We start from the raw sequence: 23045 nt of genomic DNA, 5'->3' as shown, positions 1-23045 counted from the left end.
TAGCCAAGATCAGACTATCGAACTAATTTTATCGCAGGACCAAAAACACAAACAGCACCACTGACCGGCAAACTGGCGAACCACATTCGCAGTTATGGCGACGTGCTCCGCAATCAATCAAATAGCACCTTCAGCGCCACATCGAGCGAGTGCAGTTCAAAGCCAAATTTTAAATACATAGCTACAGGATGCAACATGGACGACAGCACTCTACAAAACAGACTGAAATCACTTTCCAATCAGCTCGACAACATCAGAACAGCCAATCTTAAAGAAAAAGAGCTGGTTACTGAAAAGCTTGCCGACTTTGTCAGTCACACACCTGATAAAATCAGCCTGTCCGAACTGACAGTACCGCTCACTGCCGATTCTTCGCTTGATAGCGTGCATCAAGACGGGCGAAAAGCGTTAATTGAAATGGTAAGAAGCGCGGAATTTCAATTATTGATAAAGCTACACTCCATTCCTGACGACGCGCCTATGCGCTGCGATTCAGACAGGAATTTCCATGCATTGACAAACACGGGATGGACGATCCTCACCCCCTATATTGATGGCAAACCAAATCTAAAAAATCAACTTGATTCCATCTGTGAACTGGCAGCAAAAGCAGGAGGCTTTGTTCATCAGGCATTACAAATCAATGTCGAGCAATGGCTCGAATTTTATAAACACCCCATCCCCAAAACCTTGATTCAGGCTGAAAACCTCAGCAAATTTTTGAAGCTCAATCTGATCGAAGGCCCGAAACTGGGTAATTATCGAAAAGCGTTGACTGACCCGGATCAGTCACCACTGGTACTCTCCCATGCGCAACGGGAGGAGATTTGCAGAGTTGTCTCAACGACGCTATCGACTGGAATAACACTTCTCGAACGGTTAACCAATCAGATACTGGGAGAAAGGAGTGCAGAAACAATAAGATCCAATATTCCACGCAACCTGAATAGTCTTCTCGACAGTCCGATTGCAAAGTTCTACGCCCGTAATTATATGAAGCCCTTGGGCTGGTACGGCGTCGAGCCTGGACAAACCCTTTCGGAAGAGGATCTTCAGCAACTGCTCATAACCGCTGTATTGCTTAACATTCATCCTGCCGTTGGCCAGAATGAATTCAGAAATCGTGTATTCGATTATGAGCTCTACAAACCCGCCAATGCTCAACGGAACCACCTGCAGGTTTGGCTTGAGATTGAAGAACACTTAACGTCCAAAAAAGTTGCCAGTACTCAATCTGCGCCGTTGGCTGCCCATTTGCTATTAGCCGGTATTGCTCCTGAGTTTCTGGTACAAAAGATTCCTGAGTCACTACTCATCGGTTCATCCGGGTGGGTAAATTTTGCACATGCCGTTGCCCATATCGAAGCTATCTCCGCGGGGGCTTCGCGCTTGATGACTTACAGCGACGTCATGGCGTTCGCCGACATTCAACCAATCAACGCTGAACTTCAAGTGCTTTACAGTATCATGGCAATCAACCCGATATTGAACTGGGCAGCAATGAACGGCTTGATCGCTTACAGCGCAATCGGCGAATACAGCAAAGAACAGCTCATTACTGCCGGCACTGACTTTGATAAGTACATAGACAGTTTGAGTCAATGTGCCGAAGCACTGGCGACGCCTCTGCCCACTCGAGAAGCTGTGGCATTAGAGGAACTGGAAAGGGTTTTGCCTGCCGGTCATTATCTTAAAAATAAAAACCTGCTTGTCTCTCAGGGGCCGCTCCCCATAGATGAAAAGTATGCCCAATCCGCTGTTCAGTTATTCATGTCGGGTGATCTGTTGTCTGACGGAATACTGGGCAACAAGTTCAACCCCAACCTGCGCCACCTTGATTTAGGGTCATGGCCGTCCGGTGCAGTGTCAAAATTTCGCCACTTGAAAGACATCAATGCACTTTTCCTGACGGCCTTTAATAGCTATTACACTTCATTAAATGAAGCCTTTCGCATCATCTTGAGGCTTGCATTGTCACAAATGCCCTTAACAGATCGACTTGCACTGGAGTATGGTGATATAAGCTTATATTCCGTTAGAAAAAAAATCGAAGTCCCTCACCCCGGAGAAACCCAGAAGATGAGGGATAAGGCGAGAGGTCGCTACGGACTGATTATTTGCGCCACCTATAAAAGCCAGAGTCATTACTATGAATTGTTCACTTTACGCGGTAAATGCTACAAACGCCCGGAGTTCAACAGCACATTCGAGATGACCGATATCAGCTACCGCGAGCCTGGCACTACTTTTGACAAGACCCATATGCATAAAAAAGCTGAACACCTCGAGTGGCCGCTCGATGTGGATGCCTATCTCACAGGATCAGAATCGATCAAGGGTAAAAAGTCCTGGGTTGTTGTAGAGAAAGCCTACCAATCATGGGCAGTAGCAGGTAGCGAAAAACAGCAACTGGGGCCCGTCGAAACCTATAATTCTAAAAAAATTCAGAGCATCGTCAACTTGATTGTCGATCATTACCCGCCAGCCACATTTGATGAGCTGTTCGAGGCAGCCAAGGGAGTAACAGAACTCGAGGCGTTTCGAAAAAATAATGACGAAAACTTACAACTTATCCTCAATTTAATCATTCCATTTAAAGGGTGTATAGAAGACCTGACGTCTGGAGATCCTGACCGAGAAAAGCAAGGTACGGTCGGCTGCGTACTCGATGGGCTGGTGACCATTGGCGCGATAGTGGGAGCCGCACCCAAGTTGTTATCCATTGCTGTCAAGGCGAGCTCCAGATCAGCAAAAATTTTCAACTTGACCAGGTTCGGCGCAACCTTTTCCTTATCCCTCGTAAACCCGCTCAGTGGCGTCAAGGATCTGCTGAGTACAGGATCTACACTTACAAAAGGAGGGCTTCTATTACTGACGCACACGGGTCTGAAGACGACGCGCACGGCAACTGGGCGACTGCGTAAAGCATCCACTACCAGCCAGCATTCCGACTTGATCAAGTCCACCGACCACGCCGATATTCAACAAGCAAGATGGGCTGCTAACGGTAATTTTTCCAAAGCAGTTGATGTGTTTATCGTAAAAAAAGGTATTGATTGGTACATGCTGGACTTGGACACGCTGACGCCGAGGGGACCCAAACTCATGAGTTTTCAGTTAGAAATTGCCCCATCACCGACAGCAGCACGTTGAGCATCACCCATCACTGATTGAGCTTTAACAAGACCCAATCCACCCGGTCAGCTCCAGCTCTTTGAGGTGGCTGCCGGGCGCCAACTCACCAGGCTGGATTGCCGTGAGAATCTGCGAAGCGACTTTCATCTGAAGCGTGGTTTAATTGCGCCCTTTTCGCTCCCCCTGCCGCCCGTTCGCATCAAAGGAACCGTTCTATGAGTCAGCCTTCAACCAAAGTCCTGGTCATTGGTTACGTCTGGCCCGAGCCACGCTCATCCGCCGCCAGCGGGCATGTGATGCAGATCCTTGAGACTTTTTTGCAACAGGGTTGGGACGTCACCTTCAGCAGTCCCGCGGGCATAGGGGAACATAAGGCGGACCTGCTTGCGTTGGGCATTCGCGAATGCCCGATCGAATTGAACAACAGCAGCTTCGACGCCTTTGTCGCCGAGCTGGCGCCGGATATCGTGCTGTTCGACCAGTTCATGATGGAAGAGCAATTCGGTTGGCGCGTCGAAAAACAATGCCCCGACGCCCTGCGCGTGCTGGAGACGTCGGACCTGCAAAGCCTGCGGCATGCGCGTCATCAGCGGCTCAAGGACCGCCTCAAAGCCAGCGATGATCAGGATGACTTCCGTACGCTATTCGCACCTGCCCTGCGCGAAGAATTCGAGCACATGGCCGAAACTGATCTGGCCAAACGGGAAATCGCCGCACTCTATCGCTGCGATCTCAGCCTGATGATCTCCGAGGTCGAAATCGAACTGCTGGTCGAGCAATTCAAGGTGCCGCGTAATTTGCTGCACTGGTGCCCACTGATGCTCGACCCGCCAGCACAGTCGTTCGTCCCGTTCGAAGACCGCGCGCACTTTCTGAGCATCGGCAACTTCCGCCATGCGCCGAATTGGGATGCGGTGCTCTGGATGAAAACCACCCTCTGGCCATTGATCCGTCAGCAACTGCCCGGTGCCCAGTTGCATATCTATGGTGCCTATACCCCACCCAAGGCCACAGCGTTGCACAACCCGGCCCAAGGCTTCCATGTGATGAATTGGGCTGAGGACGCCTTACAGGTCATGGCGGCGGCGCGAATCTGTCTTGCACCGCTGCGTTTCGGCGCCGGGATCAAAGGCAAGATTGTCGATGCCATGCTCTGTGGCACCCCTAACGTCACGACCCCGATTGGCGCCGAAGCCATGGGTGGCGACCTGCCTTGGCCAGGCGCCATAGCCGAAACCGCGAGCACGCTGGCCTATGCCTCGGTGCAGCTCTATAAGGACAAGACGCTGTGGAATCAGGCTCAGGATCGTGGCCGTGAACTACTGGCCGCCCGTTACCAGCAACAGGTCCATGGCCCGGCGTTGATTGAACGCTTGCAGTCGTGCCGAAAAGATCTGTTGCAACTACGACGGGACAATTTTACCGGCAGTATGCTTCGGCACCACCACCATAAAAGCACTCAATACATGGCGCAGTGGATCGAGGCGAAGAACCGAACTGCCCCTTAAGCCACACACTTCAGTGGTTCATGATTTTTCGCCATTGAATACGCTGCACTTCTGCCCCTGACATTAACCTTGCTGGCTCCGCCAGCAAGGTGTCACGGTGCGATTAGTTATCCAGACATTTCAATTCCCCGCCACTCGCCGATCATTGAACTATATATAAAACTGCGTGACCAGCAGCCCTGGCGACACACACCGTGAATCACACTACAAAGCAACTTATTACCCTATTGATATTGAGCGATGGAATGCATTATGGCGACTTCACACCCGCACAAAAAATGGATGAGCGAAACTCTTTACATGGACAATCTATCAATCGGAGAGGTTGTCTGGCCCGGCACTCACAATGCGGGCGTGGATTACGATTTTTCCTATCCTTACCTAACGCTCGGAGAAAACTGGTTCGTATGCCAGCACGGCCCGTTCATTCAGCAACTGAATGAGGGTGCACGAGCACTTGACCTTCGATTTTACTCAAATGAACACTGGGTGGGGGTCAAAAAGTTTGAAACATTCCACGGACCTGCTACCGGTCGTTCATTAAGTGAGCTGATTAGAACCCTGAACTTCTTTCTTGACGAAAATCCGGATGAATTCATCCTCCTGGACATGCACGAATTGATGGGTACAAAACAGCAATCTTTCGATTTCAAAGGTTTTAACAGTGCCATTCTGGAGGCACTGGGATCGCGACTGATCCCCAAACAAAATAAATACTTGACGCTGGGGGAATTAAAGAAGATTAGCAACCAGCAACGAATTGTACTGGCGACCCAGAGGCATCCTGACATGGACAGCCCGATATTCTGGCCGAAGATCGAACATAAGTGGAGTGGTAACGACATTACTTCCCCTGATGAACTGAAACAACACATTGCTCGCACATTAAAATCCCCACCTTCGGGTGCAATGCCCTGGTCACTATCTGCAACCAGTTATGAAAAACTGGCGGGGGTGAAAAGAATTGCCAAAGAGCTGAATGAATGGTTTGGTCCAACGTCTGGCTGGACACCAAAATGCAGCATTATCAATGTCGATTTTTTGGGCGATACTTTGCTCGTTGATTATTGCCGGGAAGTCAACATGGCTACGGGGCGAAACAAAAACTGAACCGTTGGAAAAGCCGATACCTCTCCCACGGGTACGGCGGGCTGGTGCTGCCTGTCTGGAGAGGGCATCATCAGGACGCAAGAACAATAAAAGCGCCCCAAGATGACCCGAGCAGCCAGAATCACCGACCCTTCCTACGAATTGATGGACGACCACAACGGGTTGTCCATCATCTATCGGCAGCACGGCTTCCCATGCCCTCTGGTGCGCTGGCATTTCCATAAGGAGTACGAACTGCACCTGATCGTTGCCAGCTCCGGCAAGGTGTTCATTGGCGATTACATCGGCAATTTCTACCCCGAAACGCTCTTCCTCACCGGCCCCAACCTACCCCACAACTGGATCAGCCAGGTTGCCGAAGAAGAAGTGGTGCCCAAGCGCGACATGCTGGTGAACTTCACCGACGAGCTGTTCGAAAACGGCCATCAGGTATTCTCCGAGCTGAAGGCTCTCACGCCTTTGCTCGAGCGCGCGCATTACGGAATCGAGTTCCGCTGCAAACACACCATTGGCCAGGCAATGACCTTGATGCAACACATCGCCGACTCCAAAGGTGCTACCCGGCTTGGGCACTTTTTCATACTGCTGGAACTGCTCAGCGCGTGCGACGATTACCAGGTGCTCTCGGGCGCAACTACCCCGCAACTGGCCGATGAGCACAATATCGACCGCACCAACCGCGCGGTGGATTACATCTTTGCTCATTACGCCCGCGAATTGCCGCTTGAAGAAGTCGCCGAATATCTGGGCATGAAACCTACGTATTTTTCCCGGGTGTTCAAGCAGGCCACGGGGCGCTGCTTCATCGAGTTCGTCAATCGTTTGCGCATCAGCAAGTCCTGCGAGCTGCTGGCTGATGGCAAAAAGCCGATCACCGATGTGTGTTTCGAATCTGGCTTCAACAATATTTCCAATTTCAACCGGCGTTTTCAGCAGCTCAAGGGCATGACGCCTTCGCACTATCGGCGCTTGGCGGTGCAACGGTTGACTGAGCAAAATCTGGGCTGAACCAAAATCAAAATGTTGATCGTTCCCACGCTCCGCGTGGTAACGCCGCCCTGGACGCTCCGCGTCCGTACGCGATTGTGACGCGCAGCGTCACGGAACGCATTCCCACGCGGAGCGTGGGAACGATCAGCGCTGATATTCTGCTGAATCGTTTATCCCGGTTTACGCCTGTTTTTTCCCCCAGTGCAAAATAGTATCGATTCAAGTGTCATGGATGATTTGTCATCGCACCGTTTGAGGGCTGTAATCAGCCCACATTCTTCCTTACCTGTGGAAGACACAAAAACAATAACGGTCCTTCTGCTGCCCACCGGGCGTAGAAGAGGAGTGCGCGATGAAACCCTCTGTAAAAGCTCTGCTTGTCACCACCTGCATGACCCTCAGCGGCGTCAGCCTTGGCGCACAAACCCTGACCATTGCCACGGTCAACAACAGCGACATGATCCGCATGCAAAAGCTCTCGAAGACCTTCGAAGCCGAGCACCCGGATATCAAGCTCAATTGGGTCGTTCTGGAAGAAAACGTCCTGCGCCAACGACTGACCACAGACATCGCCACCCAGGGCGGACAGTTCGACGTATTGACCATCGGTATGTACGAAGCCGCACTCTGGGGCGCCAAGGGTTGGCTGGAGCCGATGCGGGACCTGCCCGCCTCCTACGACCTCAACGATGTTTTCCCTTCGGTGCGTGCAGGCCTGTCGGTCAAGGGTACGCTCTACGCCCTGCCGTTCTATGCCGAAAGCTCCATGACCTACTACCGCACCGACCTGTTCAAGGATGCCGGGCTGACGATGCCTGAACATCCCACCTGGAAGCAGATCGGCGAGTTCGCCACCCTGCTGAACAAACCCGGGCAGGACCAATATGGCATCTGCCTGCGCGGCAAGGCCGGCTGGGGGGAGAACATTGCGCTGATTTCTACCATCGCCAATGCCTTTGGAGCGCGCTGGTTCGATGAGAAATGGCAGCCGGAATTCAGCGGCCCCGAATGGAAAGACGCGGTGAATTTCTACGTCGACACCCTGAAGAAATCCGGCCCGCCAGGCGCGTCCAGTAACGGGTTCAACGAAAACCTGGCGTTGTTCAACAGCGGCAAATGCGCCATGTGGATTGATGCCACGGTGGCCGGTTCCTTCGTCACCGACAAAACCCAGAGCAAGGTCAGCGAGCATGTCGGCTTTGCTTATGCGCCCCATCAAGTGAGTGACCAGAGTTCGGCCTGGCTTTACTCCTGGTCCCTGGCGATCCCGACCAGCTCCAAAGCCAAGGATGCGGCAAAAACCTTCACCAGCTGGGCGACTTCCAAAGAGTATGGCGCACTGGTCGCCGAGAAAGACGGCATCGCCAACGTTCCCCCAGGCACCCGCGCTTCTACCTACAGCGAGGCCTACATGAGCGCCGCTCCGTTCGCCAGGGTGACGCTGGAATCGCTGAAAGCAGCCGACCCGAGCAAACCGACTATCAAACCCGTGCCTTACATTGGTATCCAGTTGGTGACCATTCCTGAATTCCAGGCAATCGGCACTCAGGTGGGCAAGCTGTTCTCCGCCGCATTGACCGGTCAGAGCAGCGTCGACCAGGCCCTCGCCTCCGCCCAGCAAACCACCGAACGTGAAATGAAGCGCGCCGGTTATCCCAAATAACCCGAAACCCCCTGTGGGATCGCCGCACCGTCGCTCCCACCTTTGATCTTCATCTGCCTGTCACCAATCGGTTGTGATCACCATGAATACATCAACGCTCAAAGCACATATGGATATTCCCCAGACGGTACGCAAAAGCCGGTTGGCCAACCCCGGCTGGTTTCTGGTCAGCCCTTCGGTGGCGCTGTTACTGCTGTGGATGATCGTGCCACTGGGCATGACCCTGTACTTTTCGCTGATCCGCTACAGCCTGCTCTACCCTGGTGAAAACCAGTTCGTCGGGCTGGAGAACTTCACCTACTTCCTGAGCGATTCGGGCTTCCTGCCCGGCGCCACCAATACCCTGTTGCTGGTCGGCAGCGTGTTGCTGATCAGCGTGGTACTGGGCGTGTTGATCAGCGCCTTGCTGGAGGCCAGCGAGTTTCTCGGTCGCGGCATCGTCCGCGTACTGCTGATCTCGCCGTTTTTCATCATGCCCACCGTCGGTGCGTTGATCTGGAAGAACCTGATTTTCCATCCGGTGTCGGGGATTCTCGCCTACGTCTGGAAGCTGTTCGGCGCGCAACCGGTGGACTGGCTGGCGCATTACCCGCTGCTGTCGATCATCATCATTGTCTCGTGGCAATGGCTGCCCTTCGCGATCCTGATCCTGATGACCGCCATGCAGTCCCTGGACCAGGAACAGAAAGAAGCCGCGCGCCTGGACGGTGCCGGGCCGATCGCGATTTTCTGGCACCTGACCCTGCCGCACCTGGCCCGGCCGATTGCGGTGGTGGTGATGATCGAAACCATCTTCCTGCTCTCGGTGTTCGCCGAAATCTTCACCACCACCAACGGCGGCCCCGGCTATGCCTCGACCAACCTCGCGTACCTGATCTACAACCAGGCGCTGGTGCAATTCGATGTCGGCATGGCGTCGGCCGGCGGCTTGATTGCGGTGGTGATTGCCAATATCGCGGCGATCATCCTGGTCCGGATGATCGGCAAAAACCTGACAGACAAAGCCTGAGGCCTGCGCCATGACCCTTCAACAATCCCGTCGTCTGCAAAGCCTGCTGCTGGGCACTCTGGCCTGGGCCATCGCGATCCTGATTTTCTTCCCGATTTTCTGGATGGTGCTGACCAGTTTCAAAACCGAAATCGACGCGTTCGCCACGCCACCGCAGTTCCTCTTCACCCCAACCCTGGAGAACTACCTGCACATCAACGAGCGCAGCGACTACTTCAGTTTCGCCTGGAACTCCGTGGTGATTTCCTTCAGCGCGACGGCCCTGTGCCTGCTGATTGCGGTGCCGGCGGCTTACTCCATGGCGTTCTACGAAACCCAGCGTACCAAACGCACGTTGCTGTGGATGCTCTCGACCAAGATGCTGCCTCCGGTGGGCGTGCTGATGCCGATCTACCTGCTGGCCAAGAGTTTCGGCCTGCTCGACACGCGCATCGCGCTGATCGTGATCTACACGCTGATCAACCTGCCGATCGTGGTCTGGATGATTTACACCTACTTCAAGGACATTCCTAAAGACATCCTCGAAGCCGCCCGCCTCGACGGCGCCACGCTCGCTCAGGAAATGCTTCGGGTGCTGCTGCCGATTGCCAAGGGCGGCCTGGCGTCCACCGTGCTGCTGTCGCTGATCCTGTGCTGGAACGAGGCGTTCTGGTCGCTGAACCTGACCTCGTCGAAAGCCGCGCCGCTGACCGCGTTGATCGCCTCCTATTCGAGTCCCGAAGGGTTGTTCTGGGCCAAGTTGTCGGCGGTATCGACGCTGGCCTGCGCGCCGATCCTGATCTTCGGCTGGATCAGCCAGAAACAGCTGGTGCGTGGTTTGTCATTTGGCGCGGTGAAGTAGGGACACGAGGCATACACGATCCAATGCAGGAGCTGGCACAGCCTGTGATCTTTTGATCTTCGGCTCCTGCATAAACCCAATCAGAACAATTAAAAATGGAGGCCCATCATGGCCAACCTGAAAATCAAGAACCTGCAAAAAGGCTTCGAAGGCTTTTCCATCATCAAAGGCATCGACCTGGAAGTGAACGACCGCGAGTTCGTGGTCTTTGTTGGTCCGTCCGGTTGCGGCAAGTCCACACTGTTGCGGCTGATCGCCGGGCTGGAGGAAGTCAGCAGCGGAACCATCGAGCTCGATGGCCGCGACATCACCGAAGTCAGCCCGGCCAAACGCGACCTGGCAATGGTGTTCCAGACCTACGCCCTGTACCCGCACATGAGCGTGCGCAAAAACATGTCCTTCGCTCTTGACCTCGCTGGCGTGGCCAAGGCCGAAGTCGATAAAAAGGTAAACGACGCCGCGCGGATTCTGGAACTTGCGCCAATGCTGGAGCGCAAACCGAAGCAGCTTTCCGGCGGTCAACGCCAGCGCGTGGCTATCGGTCGGGCCATCGTGCGTAATCCGAAAATCTTCCTGTTCGACGAACCGCTGTCCAACCTCGACGCCGCCCTGCGGGTGCAGATGCGTCTGGAACTGGCGCGGCTGCACAAAGAACTGCAAGCGACGATGATCTACGTGACCCACGACCAGGTCGAAGCCATGACCCTGGCCGACAAAGTGGTAGTACTCAATGGTGGACGCATCGAGCAGGTCGGCTCGCCACTGGAGCTCTATCACCAGCCAGCCAACCTGTTTGTGGCTGGCTTCCTCGGCACGCCAAAAATGGGCTTTCTCAAAGGCAAGGTCAGCCGTATCGACGCTCAGGGCTGTGAAGTCGAACTGGACGCCGGCACCCGCATCCGCCTGCCGCTCAGTGGTGCGACGTTGAGCGTTGGCAGCCCGATCACCCTGGGGATTCGTCCGGAACACTTGAACCTGGCGCAACCGGGCGACTGCACCTTGCAGGTCACAGCCGATGTCAGCGAACGCCTGGGCAGCGACACCTTCTGCCACGTCCTGACCGCCTCCGGCGAAGCCCTGACCATGCGCATACGTGGAGACATGGCCAGCCGATATGGCGAGAAGCTGAGCCTGCACCTGGACGCTGAACACTGCCATTTATTCGATGCCAACGGTGTGGCGGTTACCCGACCGCTACGCGCCGCCGCCTGATTGCCGAGAGCTCAACATGAAACTGAACAAGCAGAACCTTAGCCGTCTGGCGCCTGAAGTGGCGGTGCCCGCCTATGCCGTGGCGGACACCCGGCAAGGTATCGCGCATATCGGTGTCGGTGGTTTTCACCGCGCCCATCAGGCGTATTACACCGACGCCTTGATGAACTTGGGTGAAGGCCTGGACTGGAGCATCTGCGGCGTCGGCCTGCGCCCCGAGGATCGCCGCGCCCGGGATGACCTGGCCGGCCAGGATTACCTCTTTACCCTTTATGAACTGGGCGACACCGACGACACCCAGGTGCGAGTGATCGGCGCCATCAGCGAGATACTGCTGGCCGAAGACGGTGCCGATCCGCTGATCGACAAGCTCGCCAGCCCGCAGATTCGCATCGTCTCGCTGACCATCACCGAGGGCGGCTATTGCATTGACGACAGCAACGGCGAGTTCATGGCGCATTTGCCGCAAATCCAGCATGATCTGGCCCATCCGGGCAGCCCGAAAACCGTGTTCGGTTTTCTCTGTGCAGCCCTGACCAAACGCCGCGCCGCCGGCACTCCAGCGTTCACCCTGATGTCCTGCGATAACCTGCCGCACAACGGCGCGGTGGCCCGCAAGGCGCTGCTGGCCTTTGCTGCCCTGCGCGATGCTGACCTGCACGACTGGATTGGCGCCCACGTCAGCTTCCCCAACGCCATGGTCGATCGCATCACGCCGATGACCAGCGCCGCCCATCGCCTGCAACTGCACGACGAACACGGCATCGACGATACCTGGCCGGTGGTCTGTGAGCCCTTTGTGCAATGGGTGCTGGAGGACAAATTCGTCAACGGTCGTCCGGCCTGGGAAAAGGTCGGCGTGCAGTTCACCGACGACGTCACACCCTATGAAGAGATGAAGATCAAACTGCTCAACGGCAGCCATCTGGCGCTGACCTATCTGGGAGTTCTCAAAGGTTATCGCTTCGTCCACGAGACCATGAACGACCCGCTGTTCGTACGTTTCATGCGCGCCTACATGGACCTCGACGTCACGCCGCAACTGACGCCGGTCCCGGGAATCGATCTGACACGTTACAAAGACACTCTGGTAGAGCGCTTCTCCAACCAGGCGATTGCCGATCAGCTTGAACGGGTGTGTTCTGACGGCTCCTCGAAGTTTCCCAAGTTCACCGTGCCGACCATCAATCGATTGATTGCCGATGGTCAGCAGACAGAACGCGCAGCTTTGGTTGTTGCCGCTTGGGCCCTGTACCTCAAAGGCGTCGATGAGAATGGCGACAGCTTTAGCATTCTCGATCCGCGGGCTGAGTTCTGTCAGGCATTGGTGGCTGATGATCTGCTGGTCACTCAGCGGTTGCTCGCGGTCGAGGAGATTTTTGGTACGGCGATTCCTGAGTCGGCCGAGTTTGTCGCGGCGTTTGAGCGGTGCCTTAACAGCTTGCGCGAGGATGGGGTGACCAGGACGTTAGAGAAGCTACTCGCAAACTGATCGTTCCCACGCTCTGCGTGGGAATGCAGCCCGTGACGCTCCGCGTCACCTCCAAGAGCGGACGCAGAGCGTCCAGTGAAGCATTCCCACGCGCAGCGTGGGAACGATCAAGGTCTTTGCATGGCAAACCAAAAACTATTCCTGGGCATCGACTGCGGCACCCAAGGTACCAAAGCCATTGTCCTCGACTCGGTCAGTGGCAAGGTTCTGGGCCATGGCGCAGCCAGCCATAGCATGATCAGCGGCGCCAATGGCCGTCGCGAGCAGGACACTGACCAGTGGCTTGGCGCCCTGATACTCTCGACGCGCAGAGCGCTGCAGGCGGCCGATGTCAGTGGTCAGGACATCCTTGGCATCGGCGTTTCCGGCCAGCAGCATGGCTTGGTGCTGCTCGATGATGAAGGTCAGGTACTGCGCCCGGCCAAGCTTTGGTGCGATACCGAGTCCACCCCGGAAAATGATCGGCTGCTGGCTCATCTGGGCGGCGAACGTGGTTCGCTGGAACGCCTCGGCGTGGTCATCGCACCTGGCTATACGGTATCGAAACTGCTCTGGACCAAAGAGCGGCATCCTGAGGTTTTTGCCGAGATAGCAACAATATTGCTGCCCCACGACTACCTTAATTACTGGCTGACCGGCCGCCGTTGCAGCGAATACGGTGATGCCTCAGGCACCGGTTATTTCAATGTGCGCAGCCGTGAATGGGATGTGTCATTGCTCAACCATATCGACCCCAGCGGTCGGCTGGCCGCGGCCTTGCCACAACTGATCGAAGCCCGTACGCCGGTGGGCACTTTGCTTGCAAACATCGCTGAGCTGTTGGGTGTCAATCCCAAAGCACTGGTATCCAGTGGCGGTGGCGACAACATGATGGGCGCCATCGGCACCGGCAACATTCAGCCCGGGGCGATCACCATGAGCCTCGGGTCCTCCGGCACTGTGTATGCCTACGCCGAACAGCCGCACGTCAGCCCGGACGCGTCGGTGGCAAGCTTCTGTTCATCCAGCGGCGGCTGGCTGCCGCTGATCTGCACCATGAACCTGACCAACGCCACGGGGATGATTCGCCAGCTGTTCGAGCTGGACATCGATCGCTTCAACCAGCTTGTCGCCCAGGCGCCAATTGGCGCCGAAGGTGTGTGCATGCTGCCGTTCCTCAACGGCGAACGGGTCCCTGCCCTGCCCCAGGCCAGCGGCAGCCTGCTGGGTTTGAACATGACCAACCTGACTCAGGCCAACCTGTGCCGCGCCGTGGTCGAAGGCACCACCTTCGGTTTGCGCTATGGTCTGGATCTGTTGCGCAACAACGGTTTGCAGAGCCGCAGTATTCGGCTGACTGGCGGCGGATCAAAAAGCCCGATTTGGCGGCAGATGGTCGCCGATATCATGAACACCCCCGTGATCTGCCCCGAACAAAGCGAAGCCGCGGCCCTCGGTGCGGCGATTCAGGCTGCCTGGTGCCAGTCCTGGGCAAATGGAACAGAACAAAGCCTGTTTGAACTGTGCGAGCGTTGTGTCAGCCTCGATCCAGTCAGTCAAACCTTGCCGGGCGTGGCCAGCGTAAACGCCTATCAACAGGCCTATGAACGCTATCAACAGCATGTGGCAACCCTTTAAAAGAGAGAACGACTATGTATTTGGTGTGTGGTGAAGCGCTGTTCGATTTCTTCAGTGAAAACGACATCAGCGGCCAGGCTTCGAAAGTGAATTACAAAGCGATTGCTGGCGGTTCACCGTTCAACGTGGCCGTAGGTTTACGGCGTTTGGGCATCGACGTGGCGCTGCTCGCCGGGCTGTCCAACGACTACCTGGGTCGACGTCTGCGGCAGGTGTTGCAGGAGGAAGGCGTGCGCCCGGACTACCTGCTGGACTTCGACGCACCGACCACTCTGGCGATGGTCGCCGTCGGCACCGATGGCTCGCCGCATTACAGCTTCCGCGGTGAAGGCTGTGCTGATCGTCTGCTGTTGCCTGCACATTTGCCTGTGTTGGGCGCCGATGTGCGCGGCTTGCATATTGGTTCGTTCGCGTTGGTGGTGCAGCCGATTGCCGATACCCTGCTTGCCCTGGTGCGCCGGGAAAGCGGCAAGCGTCTGATCAGCCTCGACCCCAATGTACGGCTCAACCCCGAACCGGATATCGAACGGTGGCGCGAGCGCATCAGCACACTGGTCGAACATGCCGACCTGATCAAGGTCAGCGATGAAGACCTGAAGCTGCTCTACCCGGAGTGTGATCCGCAGAGCGTGATCGAAGGCTGGCTGGAACACCGCTGCCAGCTGGTATTCCTCACCCGTGGCAGTCAGGGCGCAACGGTATTCAGCCGCCGCCATGGCAATTGGTCGGTACCGGCTTGCCCCGTGGTGACGGCTGACACCGTGGGTGCCGGCGACACCTTCCAGGCGGCCCTGATCGCCTGGCTGACGGAACAGCAACTCGATTCAATCGAAGGCCTGCAACGCCTGACCCGCGAACAGATCAGCGCCATGCTCACCTTCGCTGTCAGCGCCTCCGCCCTGACCTGCAGCAAAACCGGCCCGGATTTGCCGTATCGGCATCAGCTGGATCTTCGCTGACGGTCCGGCTCTGAACCAATGGTGCTGCCATAGGCACCCCGGCGTGCAAGCCAGCGAGGCCATGGCAGCAAAACTTCTTGCCGGCTTGTCGTAGCGGGTACCGATCCGTCGGCTTTCGTTCAGCCAGTCAAACATCCGCTCGGCGGTGTCCGTAAGCAACCCGTCTATCCAGGCGACCTCAGTTCGCTATTGGTAAACAGCAATCCAGCTTGTTCAGGATTCGGTGCGCCAGGCGAACCCGGGACTCGTTGGGATAGTTCTTGTTGGCCAGCACCACAATGCCGAGCTGCTTCACAGGCACAAAGGCCACGTAGGCACCAAAACCACCGGTCGAGCCGGTCTTGTTGATCCAGACAGCCTCCTGCGGCGGCAGGGGCGGATTCAGTTCTGTGACGGCATTGCTCTGATAAATCATCTTGTCGGAGTTGCCTTCGATCAGCGCATTCAGCTCCGCCGGGTAGCTGTACTGCTCCCAGACCAGATCCTGTGTCATCGAGCCCAGCTTGAAGTAGCCCGTATGGGTATCGAGGATCGCACGTTTGAGTTTTGTCTCTGCCTGCGTGAGGCCCAGGTTGGCCTCGACGAAGTGAATCAGATCCCTGGCGGTGGTTTTCACACCGTAGGCTTCAGCTCCAAGTACACCGGAGTTCAACCGGACCGGAGCATCTTCTTTGTCGTAGCCCTGAGCGTAGAGGGGGATCTTGCTTGCCGGAACGTTGATGAAGCTCTCAGGCATACCCAATTTGGGAAACAGCCGTTGCTCCATCGCCTCTCCAAAAGGCATGTTCATGCTCTTGGCCGCGATCATGGCGAGCATCCCGATACTGGGGTTGGCATAGGTCCTGTACGTGCCAGGGGCGTAGCTGGGCTGCCAGGCCTTGAAGTAGTCCATCATCTGCCCGGTATTCTGTACGTCGTCAGGGAACTGAAGAGGGAAGCCTCCAGCCGTGTGAGTCCCCAAATTCATCAACGTCACCTTGTCGAAATGACTGCCCTGGAGTTGAGGCAGATACTTGCCTGGGCTGTCGGTGAGTGAAAGCTGCCCATTGGCCTGAGCGTATGTCGCCAACGTGGCCGTGAATGTTTTGCTGATCGAGCCGACTTCAAAGAGCGTATCGCTCGTAACCTTCTGCTGTGTTTCCCTGGAGGTCACGCCGTAGTTGTAGAACCGCTGCTTGCCATTGGCCGTAACCGCAATGGCCAGGCCGGGAATGTTGTATTGCTGCATGACCTCTCGAGCGGCATCTTGCACGAGGGTATCGAGATCCGGCTGTTGGGTATTGGCCATGGCGAAGTTGCCGAAAAAGACTGCGCAGGCGAGCAAGAGAAATTCTGCGCAACGCTTTGCGATTGGGCGCATTCGGATTGTCCTCAGGTCTTTTTAATGGGGGACGGAAACTATCATCTCAATCCGACCGCTCCAAAAGGTGTTCTATCACGAAATGTTTCGCCAGCTCCGTAGCGACGATCAAGCATTCCATCCACCAAACGAATCCCACCCACCGAGACATCGGCAGTCCCCGCCTCGGCAAACAAATCGTTAGCCTGCTTCCTTTTATTCCACGTCCACGCCATGATGCAACTCTCCAACCGCCGCCAGCGAACGAGCCCTCATGTCCGCGCAACAAATGGCCACACTCAGCTCCATGGCGATCACCCGGCAGATCGTCTCCATCGTTTTCTATACCTTCATCGCATTTCTGTGCATCGGCTTGCCGATCGCCGTGCTGCCCGGTTACGTCCATGAACAACTTGGGTTCAGTGCCGTGGTGGCCGGGCTGACCATCGGTTCGCAATACCTTGCGACCCTGCTCAGCCGCCCCATGGCGGGACGCATGTCGGACAGCATCGGCACCAAGCGCGCGATCATTTATGGCCTGATAGGGATTGTTCTGAGTGGCGGGCTCACGCTGATCTCTACCTTGCTGCAAAGCTTGCCGCTGCTGAGTCTGCTGATTTTGATCGGCGGCCGCTTATTGCTGGGCATCGCCCAAGGTTTGATCGGGGTCGGCACCATCAGTTGGTGCATGGGCCAGGTTGGCGTGGAGCATACCGCCCGCTCGATTTCCTGGAATGGCATAGCGTCTTATGGCGCCATCGCCATTGGCGCGCCGCTGGGAGTGGTGATGGTCGGTGAGCTGGGCTTTACCAGTCTGGGCATCGCCCTGTCGCTGTTGGCACTGGCAGCCTTGCTGATGATTCGCAATAAACCCTCGGTTCCCGTCATTCGCGGCGAGCGCCTGCCCTTCTGGGCCGTGTTTGGCCGCATTGCCCCGTTTGGTGCCAGCCTGAGTCTGGCATCGATCGGCTATGGCACCTTGACCACCTTTATTACGCTCTTCTATGTCAGCCGCGGCTGGACCGGTGCCGCGTACTGCCTGACGGTATTCGGGATGTGTTTTATTCTGTCGCGTCTGCTTTTTATCTCCAGCATCAGCCGGTTCGGTGGTTTCACAGCGGCGATTGCCTGTATGTGCATCGAAACCGTGGGGCTGGTATTGCTCTGGCTTGCGCCATCGACAGGCGTTGCCTTGATGGGCGCCGGGATGACCGGATTCGGTTTGTCGCTGGTCTACCCAGCCCTGGGCGTCGAGGCGATCAAGCAGGTACCCAACACCAGTCGCGGTGCGGGGCTGAGTGCTTATGCGGTGTTTTTCGATCTGGCGCTGGCGATTGCCGGGCCATTGATGGGCGCCGTGGCGCTGAACCTGGGGTACTCGTGGATCTTCTTCTGCGCAGCACTGCTTTCGATGACGGGGCTGGGTCTGACCCTGTTATTGAAGTACCGATCCGTGTAGGAACAACTATTGATCGGCAGTCTGCAACCCTGCCCTGCTTGGCTTGCCCAGCTCATGGGAAAAGAAGCGGCCGGCTTCAGAGATCAAGTTGCGGTGAATGTCTTCGCGGTCGACGCCGACAGCGTCGGTACACAAGGCCGGCATCGCCACCAGTTGCTCCTCTGTACAGGGCGCCATGAACACAAAATGCCCGGCACCGGCCAGCAGCTTGAAATCCGGAGCAGTCGGCAGTTTTCGCGCCAGTGCAGCAGCGTTTTTATCGATAGCCACCAGTTTGTCGCCATCACCGCTATAAAGCAGCACCGGCACATGCACCCCGGACAGCGTATTACGACCGAACTTCAGGCTCAGCGGGGCCATCAGTAACAATGCATGAACCCTCGGGTCAGCGACTGGCCGCAAGTCATCACGATCGACGATCAATTCGCCCTGGGTGTTACAGGCGTCGTTGTCGTCGGGGCGCTCCTGGCAATAACGGCGCAGGCGATCCAGATCCGGCGTGGCACCGGACAGGATCAATGCGGTTTCGCCGCCGGCCGAATAGCCAATCACGCCGACCTGATCGGCATTGACGAACGGCGACAGCATCGGATCAGACAGGGTTGCGGTAATCGCTTCGGAAATCTGGATCGGCCGGCCATACAGATTGCTCAATGTGCCGAGGCGACTGTGATCCTTGTAGTTGTCGCCGGGGTGTATCACCGCTACCACCACAAAACCTTTGCGCGCCAGCGACGTGGCCAGATCATGCAAAGCCAGCGGGGTTCCGGTATTGCCGTGGGACAACATCAGCATCGGAAACCGGCCAATCGCAATTTTGGCATCTTTGGAGGCTTCGATCTTATACCCCTCAACCTTGCTTGAATGCTCTATGCCGGTCGATGGGTAGAAGGCAATCGCCCGCATTGGCTGCAAATCCAGCGGATCGAGAAAGCTCATCTCATGGAAGCCGACGCTCCAATGAGGGTGCGGCGCAGGTGCGGCTTGCACTGTATTCAGGCTGCTGAGCAGGCAGATCAGTAACACTGCACAAAGACGCATCATGGGATGCCCTACCTTTGCTGCGTAATAAGAAAGCCCGTTTTTTGCTGCCAGCCCTTACAACCAAGGCTTTGTGCCAGTCCTGGCCACTTCTGAGGCATGCACAGCGCGGGGTCGGTAACCCATGACTGCATAACCCGGGCCAAAACCTGAAACGTCAAAAACAAAAAACTCCGTACCCTGACCATCTACTGATGGGCAGGGTACAGAGTTTAGTGGGTATTACCTGAGCTATTTACTTTTTTACACTAGCTTTACGCAGCGGCGAACAACTGCTCGCTGATTTGCGCCTGGGCATCGCTCATGGCTTTAACGCGGACTTCGTCACCGTAGGCCAGGCCGTGGGCACGGACGAACTCGATGTCAGTGATGCCCATGAAGCCGAGCATGACTTTCAAGTACTCTTCGTGGCCGACGCCGGTAGCCTGGCCGACGTGCATACCGCCGGAAGTCGAAACCACGACGACTTTCTTGTTACCGCACAGGCCTTCAGGACCGGCTTCGGTATAACGGAAGGTCTGGCCAGCAACTGCGATGCGGTCGATCCAGGCTTTCAATTGGGTTGGAATGGTGAAGTTGTACATTGGCGCGGCGATGACTACGGCGTCAGCCGCGAGGAATTCGGCCAGGGTCGAAGCACTCAGCTGCGCTTCGTGCTGCTGTGCAGCATCGCGCAGTTCAGCGGTGGTGCCGGCGGCAACCAGAGTGGCGGCAGAGAAGTGGCTGATCGCGTCGCTTGCCAGGTCACGGTAAGTCACCATAGCTGCCGGCTCTGCGGCTTGCCAGGCGTGAACGACGCTGCGGCTGAGCTGACGGGAAGCCGAGTTGTCGCCCAGGATGCTCGAATCAATATGCAAGAGTTTCATGTGGGATCTCCAAGTGAGGATCGCCACCGGGCGATCAAGTGAGGACAATCCTACAGATGAAACCAATGGCTGATTAGTCGACAATAATGCGATAGTTCGTCCCACTGATAGAACAATCGAGTCCTGACCATGCAAGACCTCAATGACCTCTACTATTTCGCCAAGGTCGTGGAAGCCGGTGGCTTCGCCGCCGCAGGGCGCTTGCTGGGCATTCCAAAGTCGCGTCTGTCCCGGCGCATTGCCGAGTTGGAGGAGCGACTCAATGCCCGCCTGCTGCAGCGCACCACACGCCAATTGAAGTTGACCGCCGTCGGTGAACGTTACCTGCGGCACTGCCAAGCCATGCTACTGGAAGCGGAAATGGCCGACGAAGCAGTCGCCAGCATGTCCAGCGAACCTCGCGGACGCCTGCGGGTGTCGTGCCCGGTTGGCCTGGCCCATGAGTTTCTGCCCTCGGTGATCAGCACTTTCCTGGAGAAATTCCCCCAGGTTCAGCTTGAGATGACGCTACTCAACCGCCGCGTTGACCTGGTGACCGAAGGCATCGATGTCGCCTTGAGAGTGCGAGAAATCGGGGATGAAGATCCACTGCTGGTCACCCGCCGTCTGCGCCAGGCCCAAATGGTGATGATTGCAAGCCCGGCCTTTCTGCGCGAACGGGAAATCAACAGTCCTGAGGACTTGAAAAATGTCCCGGTGCTGGGCGCGCTGGAGGCCGACCGCATGGTGCATTTACGCATGCTGGATAAGCACGGAAAAATCTGTGAGTTGACCCTTGAAGCGCGCTTGGGCATCGATGATTTTATTGTGCGCAAAGCCAGCACGCTGGCAGGTTTGGGCTTCACTATCCTGCCGATGATGTATTGCGAGCAGGAGCTGGAAAACGGCCAGCTGGTGCAGCTACTGCCCGATTGGTCGATGCCTGGCGGATGGCTGCTGGCGGTCTACCCTCATCGACGCGGCCTGCTGCCTGCGGTGCGCGCCTGGATTGATCATCTGACCGATTCGTTCAAAAGCTGCGGAGATCGACTGCTATGAAAGCCAGGCCCATGACTGAAGAAGATGTGGCGCACTTCTGCCTGGCACTGCCCGGTGCCAGGGAAGATTACAAATGGGGTGGTGTGCGGGTGTTCTCGATTGCCGGGAACAAGATGTTTGCGCTGCAGAACCTGCGGGGTGCGTCACTGGCCTTCAAGGTCGATAAAGAGCTGTTTCTCGGCCATGTAGACCGCCCGGGCATTCATCCTGCGCCTTATCTGGCACGGGCGCAGTGGATCATCATGGAAACGCCCTACCCGCTGGCCACCGAAGAACTGCAAGGCTTGCTGCAACGCTCCCATCAATTGGTGGTCAGCAAGTTGCCCAAGCGCCTGCAGATCGGCTTACAACTATAGGGAAAACAGCCTGGCGCCGAGGAACAACCGGTCGACCCAGAACACCTGGTGCAGCAGGACGATCGCCCAGAACACCAACTGATACGAGACCTTGCGCGTCTTGTGCCGAAACAACTGTTGAGCCAACAAAGCCCCAGGCCAGCCACCGGCCAGTTCCAGGGCATGCAGAACGTTCTCCGGAGTTCGCCAACTGTCGGCGCGGGCCTTGCGCTTGTCACTCCAGTACAGGAAAAACGCCAGTACGCTGACAATTCCATAGGCTGCCAAGGGAATCAAAGAGATACCCCGCAGCCACAGGAGCACCGAGCCGAAGACCGGCAGCGCACACAACACCAGGAACACCAGCCCTTTGAATCGCGGGTTTTGAATGGCAACCCCGGGCTTTGGCCCGCAGTTGCCACGCGGCCGAAGCTCGATCACGGTTTGGCAGCTGCCCAGTCGACCCAGCCAAACTGCCAGGTGGCGAGAATCAGCAGGCCAAAGGCAATTCGATACCAGGCAAATGCCGCGTAGCTGTGGCTGGCAATGAACTTGAGCAGCCCCTTGACCGCAATCATCGCGAAGATGAACGCGGTAACGAAGCCAATGGCGAAGACTGGAAAGTCATCGGGCTGGAATAAATGACGGTACTTAAAGCCCGAGTACACCGCCGCACCAACCATGGTTGGCATCGCCAGAAAGAACGAAAACTCCGTAGCGGTTTTGCGCGACAGGCCAAACAGCAAGCCACCGATAATGGTTGAGCCGGAGCGGGAGGTGCCAGGAATCATCGCCAGACACTGGGCAAAGCCGACTTTCAACGCGTCTTTCCAGGTGATTTCGTCAACGCTTTCGGCATGCACTTCATGTTGACGTTGCTCGGCCCAGAGCATGATGATCCCGCCCACCACCAACGCTGTAGCGACGGTAATCGGGTTAAAGAGGTAATGGTGAATCAGGTTGGCGAAAATCACCCCCAACACCACGGCCGGCATAAAGGCAATCAGCAGATTGACGGTAAATCGTTGGGCATTGCGTTGTGTCGGCAACCCGAGAACAACATCCAGGATCTTGCGGCGAAACTCCCAGACCACAGCCAGAATCGCCCCGAGCTGAATGATGATGTTGAAGGCCATGGCCCTTTCCCCACCAAAATTCAGTAAGTCCGCGACAATAATCTGGTGCCCGGTACTGGAAATGGGCAAGAACTCTGTGAGCCCTTCTACAACTCCTAAAATCAATGCCTGAGCGGCGGTCCAAAGATCCATCTATCCCCCATGAAGCCATGCCCCAGGCATGCCTCGTTAATATATTTCATAGCGTACAGTGCGATAGCGCAGCTGAATTCCTGCGCGCACAAGACCAACAAAAACCGTAAAAACTCTTGAAAAAACAAGCCGTATTCAGGTTTTTCATGCGCGGCCGAAATGC

The 23045-nt window shown here is 56.3% G+C and carries 19 protein-coding genes and 1 pseudogene; 14 read left to right on the top strand and 6 right to left on the bottom strand.

Annotated elements, in window-relative coordinates:
• Nucleotides 1-195: 195 nt before the first annotated feature.
• The 11 genes from AC07O1_RS22155 (at nucleotide 196) to AC07O1_RS22105 (ending at nucleotide 15536) form a co-directional block, all read left to right on the top strand.
• Nucleotides 196-3153 (top strand): hypothetical protein, encoded by a 2958-nt coding sequence (locus AC07O1_RS22155; protein ID WP_495090126.1) that lies wholly within the window; start codon nucleotides 196-198, stop codon nucleotides 3151-3153.
• Nucleotides 3154-3350: 197 nt separating this feature from the next.
• Nucleotides 3351-4643 carry a glycosyltransferase gene (locus AC07O1_RS22150; protein ID WP_495090125.1) on the top strand — a complete coding sequence of 431 codons (1293 nt, stop codon included), beginning with the start codon at nucleotides 3351-3353 and terminating at the stop codon, nucleotides 4641-4643.
• 252 nt (nucleotides 4644-4895) lie between these two features.
• Entirely contained in the window at nucleotides 4896-5753 is an 858-nt protein-coding gene (locus AC07O1_RS22145) for a phosphatidylinositol-specific phospholipase C domain-containing protein (RefSeq protein WP_495090124.1), read from the top strand.
• Nucleotides 5754-5855: 102 nt separating this feature from the next.
• A complete protein-coding gene (locus tag AC07O1_RS22140) occupies nucleotides 5856-6761 on the top strand; it encodes an AraC family transcriptional regulator (protein WP_495090123.1) in 906 nt (301 codons plus the stop codon).
• Between the two features lie 334 nt (nucleotides 6762-7095).
• Nucleotides 7096-8406: an ABC transporter substrate-binding protein gene (locus AC07O1_RS22135; RefSeq protein WP_495090122.1), complete on the top strand. Its 1311-nt coding sequence runs from the start codon at nucleotides 7096-7098 to the stop codon at nucleotides 8404-8406.
• A gap of 82 nt (nucleotides 8407-8488) precedes the next feature.
• Entirely contained in the window at nucleotides 8489-9415 is a 927-nt protein-coding gene (locus tag AC07O1_RS22130) for a carbohydrate ABC transporter permease (RefSeq protein WP_495090121.1), read from the top strand.
• A 10-nt stretch (nucleotides 9416-9425) separates the two neighbouring features.
• Entirely contained in the window at nucleotides 9426-10256 is an 831-nt protein-coding gene (locus tag AC07O1_RS22125) for a carbohydrate ABC transporter permease (protein ID WP_494991692.1), read from the top strand.
• A gap of 108 nt (nucleotides 10257-10364) precedes the next feature.
• Nucleotides 10365-11468, top strand: coding sequence for an ABC transporter ATP-binding protein (locus AC07O1_RS22120; protein WP_495090120.1), 1104 nt, complete (start codon nucleotides 10365-10367; stop codon nucleotides 11466-11468).
• A gap of 16 nt (nucleotides 11469-11484) precedes the next feature.
• Nucleotides 11485-12960 (top strand): mannitol dehydrogenase family protein, encoded by a 1476-nt coding sequence (locus AC07O1_RS22115; RefSeq protein WP_495090119.1) that lies wholly within the window; start codon nucleotides 11485-11487, stop codon nucleotides 12958-12960.
• A gap of 120 nt (nucleotides 12961-13080) precedes the next feature.
• The gene (gene xylB, locus AC07O1_RS22110) at nucleotides 13081-14577 is read left to right on the top strand and encodes a xylulokinase (protein ID WP_495090118.1); all 1497 of its coding nucleotides are present in this window, start codon (nucleotides 13081-13083) and stop codon (nucleotides 14575-14577) included.
• A 14-nt stretch (nucleotides 14578-14591) separates the two neighbouring features.
• The gene (locus AC07O1_RS22105) at nucleotides 14592-15536 is read left to right on the top strand and encodes a carbohydrate kinase family protein (RefSeq protein WP_495090117.1); all 945 of its coding nucleotides are present in this window, start codon (nucleotides 14592-14594) and stop codon (nucleotides 15534-15536) included.
• Nucleotides 15537-15545: 9 nt separating this feature from the next.
• On the opposite strand, the pseudogene AC07O1_RS22100 reads toward AC07O1_RS22105, so the two are convergent.
• Nucleotides 15546-15677, bottom strand: a pseudogene (locus tag AC07O1_RS22100) (IS5/IS1182 family transposase); the annotation flags it as partial.
• 37 nt (nucleotides 15678-15714) lie between these two features.
• Entirely contained in the window at nucleotides 15715-16896 is a 1182-nt protein-coding gene (gene ampC / locus AC07O1_RS22095) for a class C beta-lactamase (protein ID WP_495090116.1), read from the bottom strand.
• Nucleotides 16897-17149: 253 nt separating this feature from the next.
• Between ampC and AC07O1_RS22090 the strand changes: the two genes are divergently transcribed.
• The gene (locus AC07O1_RS22090; protein ID WP_495010878.1) at nucleotides 17150-18334 is read left to right on the top strand and encodes an MFS transporter; all 1185 of its coding nucleotides are present in this window, start codon (nucleotides 17150-17152) and stop codon (nucleotides 18332-18334) included.
• 6 nt (nucleotides 18335-18340) lie between these two features.
• Here the strand turns inward: AC07O1_RS22090 and AC07O1_RS22085 are convergent, their stop codons facing one another.
• On the bottom strand, nucleotides 18341-19378 hold the full coding sequence (locus tag AC07O1_RS22085) for an alpha/beta hydrolase family protein (protein WP_495090115.1): 1038 nt from the start codon (nucleotides 19376-19378) through the stop codon (nucleotides 18341-18343).
• Nucleotides 19379-19629: 251 nt separating this feature from the next.
• Nucleotides 19630-20241: an FMN-dependent NADH-azoreductase gene (locus AC07O1_RS22080; protein WP_495090114.1), complete on the bottom strand. Its 612-nt coding sequence runs from the start codon at nucleotides 20239-20241 to the stop codon at nucleotides 19630-19632.
• Between the two features lie 129 nt (nucleotides 20242-20370).
• On the opposite strand from AC07O1_RS22080, the gene AC07O1_RS22075 reads away from it, so the two are divergent.
• Complete coding sequence (locus AC07O1_RS22075) at nucleotides 20371-21279, top strand: LysR substrate-binding domain-containing protein (RefSeq protein ID WP_495090113.1); 909 nt, start codon at nucleotides 20371-20373, stop codon at nucleotides 21277-21279.
• A complete protein-coding gene (locus AC07O1_RS22070) occupies nucleotides 21276-21635 on the top strand; it encodes an MmcQ/YjbR family DNA-binding protein (protein WP_495090112.1) in 360 nt (119 codons plus the stop codon). The genes AC07O1_RS22075 and AC07O1_RS22070 overlap by 4 nt, the downstream gene beginning before the upstream one ends.
• Here the strand turns inward: AC07O1_RS22070 and AC07O1_RS22065 are convergent.
• Both AC07O1_RS22065 and AC07O1_RS22060 read right to left on the bottom strand, forming a co-directional pair.
• Nucleotides 21630-22055, bottom strand: coding sequence for a DUF1294 domain-containing protein (locus AC07O1_RS22065; protein ID WP_495090111.1), 426 nt, complete (start codon nucleotides 22053-22055; stop codon nucleotides 21630-21632). The two genes, AC07O1_RS22070 and AC07O1_RS22065, sit on opposite strands and share 6 nt — an antisense overlap.
• A complete protein-coding gene (locus tag AC07O1_RS22060; protein WP_495090110.1) occupies nucleotides 22052-22882 on the bottom strand; it encodes an undecaprenyl-diphosphate phosphatase in 831 nt (276 codons plus the stop codon). The genes AC07O1_RS22065 and AC07O1_RS22060 overlap by 4 nt, the downstream gene beginning before the upstream one ends.
• Nucleotides 22883-23045 lie beyond the last annotated feature (163 nt).

The organism is Pseudomonas sp. GW821-FHT07G10, from assembly GCF_059418545.1.
Note: the sequence above shows the minus strand (reverse complement) of the source record. Positions and strands in the feature narration are given on the sequence as shown.